A 14626-nucleotide genomic window follows, 5' to 3' on the forward strand; every position below is an offset into this window, starting at 1 on the left:
AAACACCACACTCGAAGCATGACGCCAGTGGCTTTAAGGTAGAACCACGCCGATTCTGCTTGCTGATTAAGGTAGGCGATACGGGCTTTCTCTGGCATTCGTTGTCGACGGAAGCCCATTTGGCGGATCGCATGTTCCTCCTTTTCGGGTATGGAGGGAGTGTTCGGGCACTGGAGTGAGCATAACGTAATCATGAGAGAGCAGACAAAATAACTACGGCAGCTTCGATCTTGCGCGTTCCGCCCCTCTCGGTCTTCCCTCGGCGCATCTCTACGAAGTGCTTGACGGTAATTTCTTCCAAGGTGAAATCAGCTAGTGGGGCAAGTGTTTCTGTATCTGTGCATTCTTGGACCATCCGTGTTCATGATCAGTCTCGGGTCGAATCTGGTCTTCTCCGACGCCAACCCTCGCAAGATTGTAAAACGAGGCTGCACCACGCTCATCGCTTTTCTTCTGTTGAATATCGTGCGCGATGGGATTCCCGATGTAGTCGTTGCATTGACTGGCCACCCCAGTACTCTCGACACGTTTGGATACGATATTTTTGCGTCCGATATTCTGGGATTTGCGGGTTTCGTATTCCTGTTTTTTCGCACTTGTCAAACATTTTCACATTGTTTCATTGGCTACGCCGCTGATTTCGTTATGCATGTTGACGGTTAACGATCTGATTCCGCCATTGCACAATGTCCATTGGACTTTACGTGCAGAAGCGGCTTGTCGCACGCGCTTCTAAAGCCTGATTTCGCATGCGCACATCCGCAAAGTCACGCAAATACTAGTTAGCGCAACACTACTTGGTGAGATTTGTTCCCGATGTTTTCCGTATAGTACCTTAGGTCACCCCTTTTTGGTATTTTCTTCTGTTAGATATGCCACACGAGGAATATCTTTTCGGAGTATACGAGATTAGGGAAAATATGGTCAACCACCATAAAATGATTAATGCTGCAATCGCAACGCTTGCGACTTGCGCCATGTTGCTGCCGGTAGTAGGCAGCGCCAATGCTAATGAATCCTCGAATACCGCCGTACTTGGTGCCGGCTATACGGCCACCAAGATTTCGCACCCCAATGCAGGGCTGGGCGAAGATGACGGTATCGTAAACGTTTTGAACGGTGAATCCATTGATGATCTCACGCAGGGTTTGCCCGAGCGTGGTCAGAACTATTCATGGGCTTCGGCCGGCTACGGCGACTGGATGTATGTGGGCACCTGCTATTCCGCAATGGGTTCCACGCTGAAATACATGGCTAACACCATGGGCGCCAAGTATGCCAGCATCAAGGCCGCTTTGGATGTTGCGTTCAACGGCGAGCTGTTCCTCGACAATGGCGAGAACCACAGCTTGCTGCTCAAGATCAACGTCAAGACCGGTGAAGTGAAGATCATCGTCAATGCGATTGGCGGAGAGCATGCGGTCAACGGCTATCGTGCAGCCGTTGAATTCCATGACAAGCTGTACTTTGCTGCCGCCGCAAAGGGTCAGCCGTACCTGCTGGAAGTTGATCCGAGCAGTGATGATGCCACTGAAATCGTGTATCGTTCCGCTGCCATGACCACTGGTCTGAAGAAGGGCTACACTGCTGGTATCCGTGGTTTGACCGTGGTCAACAATCAGCTTATCGCCAGCATGATCACCGACAACGGTGCCACTATTGTGGCTTCTTCCAACCCGTCAGCAGGCCAGGATTCTTTCGCCACTATCGCTACCCAGACCGAGGGCCTGTACAACTATCCGGCATGCGCTGTAACTGATGGAGTGTTCGGTGGATGTGTGTGGGATATGGTCGGCTTCAAGGGCAATCTCTATGTCACTATGGTAACTGGAACCGCGAAGAACAACAAGCAATCCTTCGCACTCGTGCGCGGCACGCAAGATAAGGAAACCGGCAAGTGGACCTTCAAGCCGCTGGTCGGCGATCCGGCAGACGGCGCCAAGTACGAGTGGGGTTTCGGAGCGAGTCGTTCCGGCGCAGCCAACATGGTGGTATACAAGGGCCACCTGTACATCGGCGGCTACAACGATCCGATGAACGCTTTGGAGAAGGCCATGCAGATGGATTTCTCCGATCTGTACAAGGATCTGGAGAGCCCGGTCAACCTGTGGCGTATGGACGTTGACGAAGACGGCAACGAAAACTTCGAAATGCTCGCCGGCGAAGCCAACAACAAGTACTTCGGCGATTCCAAAGGCACCATCGATGGCAATACCATGCTGTCCGGCTTGGGCGACAGCGACGAGCAGAGCCGTCACCTGAACCAGTATGTGTGGCGTATGCAGTCCTACAACGGCAAGCTGTACGTCGGCACCTTCGACATCAGTGATCTTGCATACCCGGCAACCCAGTTCGCCAACGGCGACATTCTGAAGCGTACTCCGGAAGAGTGGAAGAAGCAGATCGAATACATCAAGATCTTCTTCGACTCTCTGAAAAAGAATGACCAGAACGGCACTTCCGGTACTATCGGCACGGACTCTCAGGAAGCCTCCAAGCCTTCCGAGTCCGAATCTCAGGAAACCACCAAGCCGAGCGATGATGACATCATGCCGTTGAACGAAGGTGAAGCATCTGAGAGCGATCAAGCTGCACAGGCAGTTGAAGAAGCCGGCAAGACCGACGAAGTGGCCGCTGACGTGGCTACCATGCAGCAGCTGCTGGAGGACATGGGCGCTGATCTCAACTCCAAGCAGACCGACGTGGTCTCCCCTGACGGTGTCGCTCCGCAGGCCGCTGAAACCTACACGCTCGACGATCGTTACCAGTTCCTCGCATCCCTGCAGCGGCTGCTCGACCTGTACAACAAGAACAAGCAGTATCTGCCGGAATTCATTACCAACGAGCTCGACAAGTGGCTTACCGAAGAGAATCTGGAGAACTTCATCGACTTCGTGGGCGTGCTCAGCTACCTGCATTACTCCAACGATGAGACTCGTGGCTTTGACCTGATCGTCTCCTCCGATGGCACGAACTTCCAGACCATCAGCCGTAACGGTTTCGGAGATAACAACAACCACGGTCTACGCGTGTTCGCCGTCACCGATTCCGGTCTGGCAATTGGCACCGCAAACCCGTACCATGGCACTCAGGTGTGGCTGCTGAATGATGGTGAAATCAAGAATGCTGAGCTGACGAATGGCGATGCATTCGACTACGACAAGTATGATAGCGATAAGAAGAGCGCCAACGCCAACGGTCTGACCGTTGGCATCAACCCCAATGGCAATACCGTGGAAGACGTGCAGTACGACTACCAGTCACTGACCGCCGGCACGGATTACACCGTGGCCGATGACGGTTCCATCGTGTTGAGCAGCGCATTCCTCAATGGTCGCGAAACCGGCAGCACCGGTTCTGTGGTGGTGTTCTACAACCAGGGTGCACGCGTGCGTTTCACTGTGACTATCAAGGACAGCACTCCGAACGCACCGAAGAAGGATGATGACAAGCAGAATACGAAGCCTGCCGCACACAAGAAGGCAAACACTGCCAACACCGGTTCCAACGTAATCGGCGTTGTTGTGGTGGTCGCTGTTCTGGTTGTTGCAGCAGGGGCATTGTTCGTGTTCAAGCGCAAGCGTTCCTGAATTGCCAGAGCCTGTTCTTAGGACTCATTCCTAAGTTCGTCCGCAAATAACAATCCCGCATGATCCGGTTCGCCGGAATCATGCGGGATTTTTTATTTTGCAGAGATCGCCTATCTCACGTCATGTCAAACTGCTATCACAAGCTGATTTCAATGTGCGATATGCAACCATGTGGAAGTTCCGATACGGAAACCATTGAAAATGGCACGCAATCCTACAAATAACAGATTCACCGCAAGCCACAGCAACGCCATACGCAGCGCGGAAGAAGCCTGCATCGCATCGCATATCCAACCAATCACAGCAAGACAGGGCACATATATTGCAGCCGTCGCCGTACACGTCAATGCAAGATACCGGTAATCCCCTGCCCCAATCAGAATGCCATCAACAGCCCACATCCAACCAGCCAACGGCAATGTCACGCCAACAACCACCATACCGACAGTGAGCAAATGCTGGATCTCAATCGACTGAGAAAACAGCGGGGACGCGCACCATCCGGCAATCATCAAACCAATACCGATTACCGTTCCTCCGCATAATCCTGCCTTGCCAGCGATTCTCGTCAAACGCATGGCTTCATCCTCTTGACGGGCACCAATCTGCGCGGCAACCAACGTCTGACCGGCAATACCAATGGCATCAAGCATGTTCAACACGAAATTCCAACTGGAATTCACCACCTGATACGCAGCCAACACTTCCACGCCCATATGCGTAGCCAGCACCACATTCGCCACCAGGCATGCGCGCAACGCAAGCGTGCGCAAGAACAACACCGCACCATCGCCAGCACTGTTCAACACTCCTGACAAACGCGGCCGTAAACGGGCACCTTCCGCACGAGTCCACAACACAGCAGGAACAATCAGCACTACCGCCATAAACCATTGCGAAATCAGGGTGGCCACTCCGGAACCAAACACACCCCAACCGAATCCGAGAATAAACAGCAGATCCAGCAACGTATTGAGTATCGCACCCAGCGTAGCAGCTACCAACGTGATGCGAACCTTCTGCAGTCCGCGGAAAATACCGTTGGCCGCATACACCAGCAACATGCCGGGAATACCGAACACCACTGCGCGAACATAGTCAACCGCGTTATGCAGCACACTCCCTTGGGCTCCCATGGCCATGCACAACGGGCGTGCAATAACGAACAGCGCCACAGACACCACCACGCCAATGATTCCAGCCAACCACAGGCCATCAATGCCTGCTTCCAAGCCTTCTCTCCGCTTGCCGGCGCCCAAAAGACGTCCCACCTGCGATGTGGTGCTATACGCAAGGAACACACATAGCCCCACAACAGTGAGCACAATGGTTGACCCGACCGACAGACCTGCGAGCGCCCGCCCGCCAATATGTCCGACGATGGCGGTGTCGATGAGTACGAATGCTGGTTCGGCGATAAGTTGCCCGAATGTTGGTATGGCTAGTGTGAGAATGGTGCTGATGGTGGTGCATGATGCGTTGTTTGCGGTATCTGTTTCGTGAGTATTCTGCGAAGTTGATGTGGTCATAATCGTAAGCGTCTGGTGTGTTGGGAACTGCATGTGCAGTGTAAGGTCACGTGTTTCATCATCGCCGTTGATTGCTCAGATTTTGGCTATGTCTGTTTTGCGCTATTTGAGAATGTCGTTGAAGGTTTTCGCTGATTGTCTGCATAAAGGTAGAGGGGCATATAATTCCTGAACCGCTCGTGACGCATAGTCCAAGCTCCTGCGAGACCCATTCGATCCCATCCAAACCCTAGTGGATTCCCCAATCCGCCTTCGCAGTAATACTTCATGTGACCGTCGAACTTATCCCCGAACGCGTCAATGGGCTACCGCCTGGTCTCAAGCCCATGAGACACTAGGAACCATGACTACAGTTATCATGCGCACCACTGAAGGCGACATCAAGATCAACCTGTTCGATGACAAGACCCCGGAAACCGTGGCCAATTTCCTGGGCCTCGCCACCGGCGAAAAGGAATGGGCCGACCCATTCACCGGCCAGCCGAGCCACAAGCCGTTCTACGATGGTCTGACCTTCCACCGCATCATCAAGGACTTCATGATCCAGGGCGGCTGCCCGCTGGGCACCGGCACTGGCGGCCCGGGCTACAACTTCGATGATGAAATCGTTCCAGGACTGACCTTCGATCGCCCATACCTGCTGGCCATGGCAAACGCCGGCCTGCGCCGCGGCATGGACGGCAAGATCCACGGCACCAACGGCTCCCAGTTCTTCATCACCACCGTGCCAACCGAATGGCTCAACGGCCATCACACCATTTTCGGCGAAGTCGCGGATGACGAGTCCAAGGCCGTCGTCGACAAGCTCGACTCCGTGGCAACTGACCGTTCCGATGCTCCGCTCGAACCGGTCGGCATCACTTCCATCGAAGTGCTGAAGTAAGTTTCGCATCAACAAGACTTACGGCAAAACAATGAAAAGCCCCTCGCGTGAGGGGCTTTTCATTATCTCCGAGAGAATCTACAGCAGTTCAGATGAGTCTCACGACCGCACTGATCGTGTCATATTTTGCGTAAACGAGGTTCGGCGGAGTCCTTGGCACCGGTGATACGATACACATCGAACACGCCTTCAATCTTGCGCACTGCGGCAAGCAAAGTATTCAAATGCTGGGGGTCGGCCATTTCGAAGCTGAATTGGCTGGTGGCCACACGATCGGTTCCCGTGGAAATGGAGCCGGAAATAATGTTCACTCCATGGTCGGAAAGCACGCGCGTCACGTCGCTCAGCAGATGCGGGCGATCGAGCGCCTCCACCTGAATCTTGACCATGAACACGCCCTTGGTACTCGTCCACTGCACGTCAACCACACGTTCCGGCTGACGCTTCTGCAAGTCCAGCATGTTCTGGCAGTCCACACGATGCACGGACACGCCCTGATTGCGGGTGATGAAGCCGATGATGTTGTCTCCTGGCACCGGCATGCAACATCGGGCGAGCTTGACCCAAATGTCTCCCACGCCCTTGACGGAAATGCCCAGCGAGCTGGTGGTCTTCTTGGTGCGTTCCACCTGCTTGAGCGGCAGAGCCTCCTGCTCCACCTCCTCATTCACCTCGTCGCTGCCCGCATCACGGACCAGATGCGAGATGACATTCTGCGTGGAAATCTGCCCTTCGCCAATCGCCACGAACACGGCTTCGGCATTGGCGAGATTCAGCTCATCAGCAACACCGATCAACGCCTCGGGAGTCAGCAGAGTCGCAATCGGAAGATTGCGCTTGCGCATGGCTCGTGTCAGCTCGTCACGACCTTCTTCGATGGCCTCGGTACGACGCTCCTTGCTGAACCATTGGCGAATTTTGTTGCGTGCCTTCGGGCTCTTGGTAAAGCTCAACCAGTCACGAGACGGACCAGCCGATTCGGACTTCGACGTAAGCACCTCGACGGTGTCGCCGTTTTCAAGCTTGGTGTCGAGCGGTACCAGACGTCCGTTCACGCGGGCGCCCATGGTACGGTGGCCGACTTCGGTATGCACCGCGTAAGCGAAATCGATCGGTGTCGCCTCGGCAGGCAACGATACGATCTTACCTTTTGGAGTGAACACGTAGACTTCGGCAGCACCCAGATCTTCCTTCAGGGAGCCAAGGAATTCATTGGAATCCGGGGTCTCACTCGTCCAGTCGGCGAGCTGCTGAATCCACTTGAAATTGTCAGCCTCGCTCAGCTCCTGGTTCTCGCCACGTTTACGATCGGACTTATCGGGCGAGCTCAGCGCACGGCCAGCTTGACCGTTCTCCTTGTACTTCCAATGCGCGGCGATACCGAATTCCGCACGGCGATGCATGTCCCACGTACGAATTTGAATCTCGACAGGCTTGCCGCCAGGACCCACCACCGTGGTATGCAGGCTCTGGTACATGTTGAGCTTTGGCATGGCGATGTAATCCTTGAAACGGCCCGGAACGGGGTTCCAACGCGCATGCACCGCACCCAACGCGGCATAGCAATCCTGAATCGTGTCGACGATGATGCGCACACCCACCAAATCGTAGATATTCGCAAAATCATGACCACGTACGATCATCTTCTGATAAATCGAGAAATAGTCCTTCGGACGTCCCGTTACGTACGCCGTAATGTTCTGTTCGTCAAGATCTTCGTTGATCTCCGCGAGAATCTGCTTCAAATACACGTCTCGCTGGCCTGCGCGACGGGCCACCAGCACCACGATCTCGTTGTAGATCTTCGGATAGAGCACTTTGAAGCTGAGCTCTTCCAATTCGGTTTTGATCGCGTTCATGCCGAGACGATTGGCAAGTGGCGCGTACACGTCAAGCGTTTCATGCGCTTTCTTCTGCGCGCTCGGAGTTTTGACGTAACGCCAAGTACGCGCGTTGTGTACACGGTCGGCGAGTTTGACGACCAGCACACGCACGTCGCGGCTCATCGCGACCACCATCTTGCGAATGGTTTCGGCTTGCGCGGAATCGCCGTATTCCATCTTGGAAAGCTTGGTGACGCCATCGACCAAACCGGTCACGGTATCGCCGAACTCGGCGCGGCACTCATCGAGCGTATAGTCGGTGTCCTCAACCGTGTCGTGCAACAGGCCGGCGGCCACAACCAACGGTCCCATGCCGAGATCGGCAAGAATCTGCGCCACGGCCAACGGGTGGATGATGTACGGCTCACCCGATTTGCGCCGTTGCGAAGAATGCTGCTTGACCGCACGCTCATAAGCGCGCTCAAGAATGCTTATGTCCTCATCGGGATGATGGTATTCGCACATCTTCAGGATCGGCTCAAGCGGATCAAGCGGATTCGTGCTGATCTCGCAGCCCAACATTCGGGCAGAATGAACCTCACGCTCAACGTCACCCATCGTCCACCTCCTCGCTCGCAATGCTCCCTATACTACCCGCGCCTCACCGTGCATCCGAGGCATCCGACCGCGTGTTGCAAGGCCAAATACCCCCGAAACCATTGAGATGTCAGCGTTTGCCGATTCCTCTGCGACTAAGCCAGTGCGTTCAGCTCAGGAAGCCACGCCTGTGGAACCAAACCCACGCTCAGCGCGATCCGACCCAGGCAGCGTTTCCGCCTCGATGAACTTCGCTTCGACGTAACGCTGAATAACCAGCTGCGCGATACGGTCTCCCGGATGGAACGTCACGGTGTGTTCCGGATCAAGATTGATCAGCGGCACCTTGATCTCACCACGGTACCCCGCGTCGATGGTTCCCGGCGCATTGAGCACAGTCACACCCTGCTTGACGGCAAGACCGGACCGTGGATGCACCAGAGCCACGTAACCCGCTGGAAGGGCGATCGCCACTCCTGTAGGCACCAGTGCCCGCTGGAACGGCTTCAGCGTGACTTCCTCCGTAGTGCGCAGATCAGCGCCAGCGTCACCGGCATGGGCATAATACAATTCCGCCGGATGGTCAGGATCCAGCGACTTTACCAGAACCTCGACGTTTTCCGGTTCGTTATATGCTTCGTCGAACGCCATCAGGCAGCGCACTCCTGACACACCGGCTGACCGTCGTCAGTGGTGTAGGCAAGCTGGCTACGGTGCTTCACCAGGAAGCATTCGGAGCAGATGAACTCGTCACCCTGCATAGGAATGACGGTCACCGAGGCGTCCTCATTGCTGAGGTCCGCACCGGGCAGCTCGTAATCTTCGGCGATGGCGTTCTCGTCATCGTCCATATCGTTGGAAGTGTTCTGGGAGCTCTTGCCCAAAGCCTGGAGCGACTCCTCGTCCTCGTCTTTGTTGCGCGGGGAATCATAATCCTGTGCCATCGAGATTCCTTTCGTCATCTATGGTGCTTATGCGCCATAGGATACATGACTTTTACCCCGCATAGGATACACGAATCGAAATACTCGTAAAATCCGACACGTGGGGCACAATGGAATAAACAGAAATTCTTGAAGGAAAGTGGTGTGTTGTGCCTGGGAATTCACTCGAGGAAGCGCGGTTCGATCATGTCAGCGACACCGGTGAACTCGTCTTTGTTTCAGGTGCCGGAAAGTTCGCTGTAAAGGTCGACGAAGCGCTTGAAAGAGCCATTTTGGAGGCCAAGCAGATTCGTTCCGAAGTACAGGAGGAACAGAAAACACGCATCCCACCCACCCTGCCGATTTCGCAAATTCAATCGTTGATTCGCGCTGGCGCCGATCCCGCGCGTGTCGCGGAAAGATATTCGTTAAGCGAAGCGCTTGTTCGGCGTTTCTCGGCTTCGGTCGAAACGGAAAAGCAATATGCGATCGAGCAGTTTCTCGCCGTTCCAGCGCCGAAGGAAAGCCGCGTACGCACGCTTTCCGAACTGATCGAACGCACTTTTGCGGCAGCGCGGGTGCGCTTGGAAGATGTGACTTGGAAGGCCACCAGACTTGGCTTGGAGCCTTGGAAAATCAGCGCTCAGTTCGTCTCCTCCGGTCACAATGTCTGCGCGGAATGGTCGTGGAACATGCACGACAATGCCGTAAGCTGCCTGAATTCCGCAGCACGAAAACTCATTGGAGAACAGGACACATCGAAAGAAGGACACGCCGAGAAACACGCCGATGAAAATTTTCTCGTGTCACTGAATCTTCCCGGAAATTCCGCACGGTCGGCGCGTATCGAGCAAACGGTGTCCGCATGGAACACGCCCGAGCCGTCCATGCCTGCAGCCCGTCCCGCGGCAGCGCCTTCCGTTCTGATCGCACCAATCGGCGGCGTGTCTAATGAATCCGACACGCCTGACACGCCGAACGCGCCAGCCATCGCATCCGACTTGCCTCTGCCGAGCCGACCGGAGAACCCTGCTGCAGGAGCCAATACAGCCAGCGCAACAAACACCGACACACGCAATACCGTTCCATCCACGCCGGAGCCTGCTTCGAACATGGCGAACGAGAACCAGACACTTGACCCGCATAGCCAGAACACCACCAAATCGAAGCGTCGTGCCGGACGTTCCGCCGTGCCAAGCTGGGACGAAATCCTGTTTGGCGACTGAAGTTAGGCCACGTCGATCAAGCAGGGAATGTCGGATTCGAGCATGGTGAGCGACCCGTGCACGCTTGGCAGGTGCATCGCCTTTTCTGCTTGCGTACGTGAGTCCACAATAGTGACGGCTTTGGCGGCCGATACGATCACATCGCCGATCATCGGTTCGACGCGAGCTTCCACCGGCCCATACACGCCTTCATCCATTGCCTGCGAGCGCGTGCGCACCTGCGCACGGTCCTCCAGCACGCTGCGCCATCGTGTGGCGATGTCTTCTGGATTCTCGCCTTGTTCCGCGTAGAGCATGACGCAACGTGGTTCTCCGCCGACATGGGCGACGCCTTGCATGAGTCGCTGGTCCTGTGCAATGTCAATCACGGATTCGGGATCAGTGGTGATCATGCCGTGGTCCGCCACAATCACAATCAATGTGCCTTTGGGCACGCTACGGCGAAGAAGGCCGAGTTGCCCGTCAACGCGCTCGTACGTGCCGATCCATTTGTCGGAATCCCAACCGTAATTGTGCCCGATCTTATCGGTGTCCCTCAGATACAAATATGTCAGACCGGGCGTTTTTGCCGCTTGCGCCGCGGCTGCAATCCGTTTTCGCGGATCATCGTTGGAAATGTAGTCGCTGCCCCGTAGCGCCGCCTGCGTCAACGCGGAAAAGGCGAATTTCGGCAGTCCAGAACTGGTCACTCGAACATCCTGCGCGCTCAGCCGTTCGAAAATGGTCGGTTGTTGCTGCAATTCAAGCGGAGGAATTGCGTTTTTGAAGGAAATCAGCTGGCATATTTCATCGGTTTTCGGATTGAGCTGCGTGTAGCCGGTCATACCGGTCATACCGGGGCATGTTCCCGTACCGAAGGTAGACATGGCTGCGACGGTGGTGCTTGGCATGCATGTTGCGATGGGACGTTGATTGGCGGTGTCGTTCATCAGCGCACGCAAGTAGGGGGCATGTCCCAGCCTCATGTTGAGATTCCAGTAGCCGAGACCGTCCACGAGCGCCACAACCACGGAAGTCGCATCGGGAATGCCGAGCGCTCCCTGCAAACGCTTCGGATCAGGATGGACTGCCGTTGGCATGGGGTATCCGATGGCGTTGGAAACAGCAGGAAGTACCGATGACAGGTGCAACGCTCCCCCACGGGTTCCTTCAGATGACACGTCATCGCCGTAGCATGCCGGTTCGGTCATGGTGAGCAGCTCTTCGACGCTTGGCACTTCAACACTCATAATTCCCATTCAAGCACCGCGGCGGTACCGGCTGGTAGCATTGCTAGGTTGATTACCATTACTTTTCCGTGAGGAGATTCACCGCATGGTGTCGCACCGCAAACCGGCAAAACCAGCCTTTGACCCGCGTACGGTCAAAGAGAACATCGTCGAAACACCGTTGAATGAGGAGATGAGCAAGTCGTTCCTCGAATACGCGTATTCGGTGATCTATGCCCGCGCGTTGCCCGATGCCAGAGATGGTCTGAAGCCGGTGCAACGCCGCATCATCTATCAGATGGGCCAGATGAATCTCAATCCTGATCGTCCGTATATGAAATCGGCCCGTGTGGTCGGCGAGGTTATGGGCAAGTTGCACCCGCATGGCGACTCCGCCATCTATGAGGCGATGGTTCGTCTTGCGCAGCCGTTTGCGATGCGATTGCCGTTGGTGGATGGCCATGGTAACTTCGGTTCCCTTGACGACGGTCCTGCGGCCTCCCGTTACACTGAGGCGCGTATGGCCCAGGCAGCGCTTGGCATGAATGCCAATATCGGTGAGAATACCGTTGATTTCACGCCGAATTACGATAACAAGCTGCAGGAGCCGACTGTTTTGCCCGCTGCGATTCCGAATCTGCTGGTCAATGGCGGTTCCGGTATTGCCGTCGGCATGGCCACGAATATGGCGACGCATAATCTGGGCGAGGTGGTTGCCGCGGCCAAGCATCTGATGCATCATCCTGATGCCACGTTGGAAGAGCTTATGCGCTATGTTCCAGGTCCGGACTGGCCAAGTGGCGGCGTGATCGTTGGGCGTAACGGCATTCGTGAGGCGTATGAGACCGGACGTGGCGCGTTGACCACGCGTTCAGTGACGCATATCGAAAATGTGACGGCCCGTAAGAAAGCCATCGTCGTGACGGAACTGCCGTTCATGGTGGGGCCCGAACGAGTGCTGGAACGTATTTCCGAGGGCGTGAAGAATCGCAAGCTGGAAGGTATTTCCGGGGCGATCGACTTGACGGATCGTCATAACGGCACTCGTCTTGTCATTGAAATCAAAACCGGTTTCGATCCGAACGCCGTGCTTGCGCAACTGCTCAAGCACACGCCGTTGCAAGACAATTTCACTATCAACAATGTGGCGTTGGTCAACGGCCGCCCGCACACCATGGGTTTGAAGGAAATGCTTCAGGTGTGGGTGGACCATCGTCGTGTGGTGATTCGCCGTCGTAGCGAATTCCGTAAGAAGAAGGCGTTGGAGCGTCTGCATTTGGTCGAAGGCCTTCTGCTTGCGATGGTCGACATTGACGAAGTGATTCAGGTGATTCGTTCGTCTGACGATGCTGATGCCGCAAAGACGAAGCTCATCAAGGTGTTTGATCTGGATGAGATTCAGGCACAGTACATTCTTGACTTGCGTCTGCGTCGTCTGACGAAAATGAGCCGCATCGAGCTTGAGTCGGAACGTGACGATTTGAAGCAACGTATCGAAGAGTTGGATCGTATTCTCGCTTCCGCCGAAGCGCTCGACAATGTGGTGATCTCCGAAATGGATGAGGCCGTCGCCACGTATGGCACGCCTCGTCGAACCGTATTGCTGGATGAGGATGCCGATGGTAAGCTTGTGCCTGTTGTGGCGCATGGTGATGATGGCGTGTCCGCTTCGGCTATGGCCGCAGCCCGTGCCGCCGCAACGGTCTCTTCCGCAGCAGCTGATGTTGCCGCAGCCGCTAAGGCAGCGACGAAGGCCGGTGAAGACAATGCGGCCGCTGTGGCATTGCAGATTGACGACGAACCATGTGCGGTGATGCTGTCGGCCACGGGTTTGATCGCGCGAACCTCCGAAGATGCGTTGGAACGTTGGGAGAATCGTTCTTCTGCCGACAAACGTGTGAAGGACGATCAGATTATTTCGATTTTCCCTACCACCACACGTTCCTCATATGGTTTGATCACATCTGCCGGCCGTCTGATTGTGGCGCATGTCGTGGAGTTGCCGGTTGTGTCTGCGGATGGTCCGCTCCATGTGACTGGCGGCGTCCATGCCGAAGAGTTGATCGGTATGACGGAAAATACCGATCCGATTCGCGGCGAACGCGTGATTGCTGCGATTGCCATGCCAACTGCCGATGATTCCGGTGATCATGCCGCAGAACCTGCTCCTCTTGCATTGGGCACGCGTAATGGCGTGATCAAGCGTTGGAATCGTGAGTCGCCCACCACGATGGATTCATGGAGCATCATCGATTTGAAGGATGACGATGAAGTGCTGGCTGCCGCTGAAGCGCGCGATGAGGATCGACTGGTGTTTGTTTCTACCGACTCGTCTTTGCTGACGTTTGATGCGAAGAACGTACGCCCTCAGGGCCGTACCGCGGGCGGCATGGCAGGTATCCGCTTGGCTGAAGGCTGCTCGGTTGCCGCGTTTGCGGTGATTCCCGCCAACAAGGTGGCTTGGAATTACGAGGAGGGAGACAATGGCCTGTTCTCCGCGTCTGGAGCCGTGGTATTGACGGTTGCCGGCGATTCCGAAGCACTGCCGGGCACGGAGAATGGTTCAGCGAAGGTAACCCCGTTGGAGATGTACCCGACAAAGGGTCGCGGTACCGGTGGCGTGCGTTCGCAGCGTTTCCTTAAGGGGCAGGATACGTTGATCCTCGCCTTCGTGGGCACATATCCGGTACATGCTTCCACGGAGGGCGGTGCCGGCGTGGAATTGCCGAAGCCGGATATGCGTCGTGACGGTTCTGGTACGGAACTTTCCGCGCCAATCGCCATCGTCGGCTGACCCATTGTAATGTGACGTGCCCGCGTTTTACGAAGTTTGGAATCGTTTAGGAT

General features: G+C 55.5%; 10 protein-coding genes. 5 read left to right on the top strand and 5 right to left on the bottom strand.

From position 1 onward, the window contains the following. The first annotated feature begins 363 nt into the window (after positions 1-363). Both KSY55_RS06965 and KSY55_RS06970 read left to right on the top strand, forming a co-directional pair. A complete protein-coding gene (locus KSY55_RS06965) occupies positions 364-663 on the top strand; it encodes a hypothetical protein (RefSeq protein WP_141639770.1) in 300 nt (99 codons plus the stop codon). A 275-nt stretch (positions 664-938) separates the two neighbouring features. Further along, positions 939-3590: a X2-like carbohydrate binding domain-containing protein gene (locus KSY55_RS06970; protein WP_254881882.1), complete on the top strand. Its 2652-nt coding sequence runs from the start codon at positions 939-941 to the stop codon at positions 3588-3590. A gap of 149 nt (positions 3591-3739) precedes the next feature. On the opposite strand, the gene KSY55_RS06975 is transcribed toward KSY55_RS06970, so the two are convergent. Further along, entirely contained in the window at positions 3740-5119 is a 1380-nt protein-coding gene (locus tag KSY55_RS06975) for an MATE family efflux transporter (protein ID WP_217749639.1), read from the bottom strand. A 343-nt stretch (positions 5120-5462) separates the two neighbouring features. On the opposite strand from KSY55_RS06975, the gene KSY55_RS06980 reads away from it, so the two are divergent. Beyond that, positions 5463-6002, top strand: a complete 540-nt coding sequence (locus tag KSY55_RS06980; RefSeq protein ID WP_022245121.1) for a peptidylprolyl isomerase — start codon at positions 5463-5465, stop codon at positions 6000-6002. 119 nt (positions 6003-6121) lie between these two features. Here KSY55_RS06980 and KSY55_RS06985 read toward each other — a convergent pair whose 3' ends face one another. From KSY55_RS06985 to KSY55_RS06995, 3 genes are all read right to left on the bottom strand, one after another. Further along, the gene (locus KSY55_RS06985) at positions 6122-8443 is read right to left on the bottom strand and encodes a bifunctional (p)ppGpp synthetase/guanosine-3',5'-bis(diphosphate) 3'-pyrophosphohydrolase (protein WP_065441098.1); all 2322 of its coding nucleotides are present in this window, start codon (positions 8441-8443) and stop codon (positions 6122-6124) included. 153 nt (positions 8444-8596) lie between these two features. Beyond that, positions 8597-9073 (bottom strand): dUTP diphosphatase, encoded by a 477-nt coding sequence (gene dut / locus KSY55_RS06990; protein WP_004220381.1) that lies wholly within the window; start codon positions 9071-9073, stop codon positions 8597-8599. After that, on the bottom strand, positions 9073-9366 hold the full coding sequence (locus KSY55_RS06995) for a DUF4193 domain-containing protein (RefSeq protein ID WP_022245122.1): 294 nt from the start codon (positions 9364-9366) through the stop codon (positions 9073-9075). Before KSY55_RS06995 ends, dut begins: the two co-directional genes overlap by 1 nt. 149 nt (positions 9367-9515) lie before the next feature. Here KSY55_RS06995 and sepH point away from each other — a divergent pair, with 149 nt between their 5' ends. After that, positions 9516-10571 (top strand): septation protein SepH, encoded by a 1056-nt coding sequence (gene sepH, locus KSY55_RS07000; RefSeq protein ID WP_217749638.1) that lies wholly within the window; start codon positions 9516-9518, stop codon positions 10569-10571. 2 nt (positions 10572-10573) lie between these two features. Here the strand turns inward: sepH and KSY55_RS07005 are convergent, their stop codons facing one another. Continuing rightward, complete coding sequence (locus KSY55_RS07005; RefSeq protein ID WP_171842580.1) at positions 10574-11800, bottom strand: alkaline phosphatase family protein; 1227 nt, start codon at positions 11798-11800, stop codon at positions 10574-10576. Positions 11801-11885: 85 nt separating this feature from the next. On the opposite strand from KSY55_RS07005, the gene KSY55_RS07010 reads away from it, so the two are divergent. Beyond that, positions 11886-14573 (top strand): DNA topoisomerase (ATP-hydrolyzing) subunit A, encoded by a 2688-nt coding sequence (locus KSY55_RS07010; RefSeq protein WP_217749637.1) that lies wholly within the window; start codon positions 11886-11888, stop codon positions 14571-14573. The last annotated feature ends 53 nt before the right edge of the window (positions 14574-14626 follow it).

This window comes from Bifidobacterium sp. MSK.13.1 (genome assembly GCF_019131435.1).
GTDB classification, from domain to species: domain Bacteria; phylum Actinomycetota; class Actinomycetes; order Actinomycetales; family Bifidobacteriaceae; genus Bifidobacterium; species Bifidobacterium pseudocatenulatum.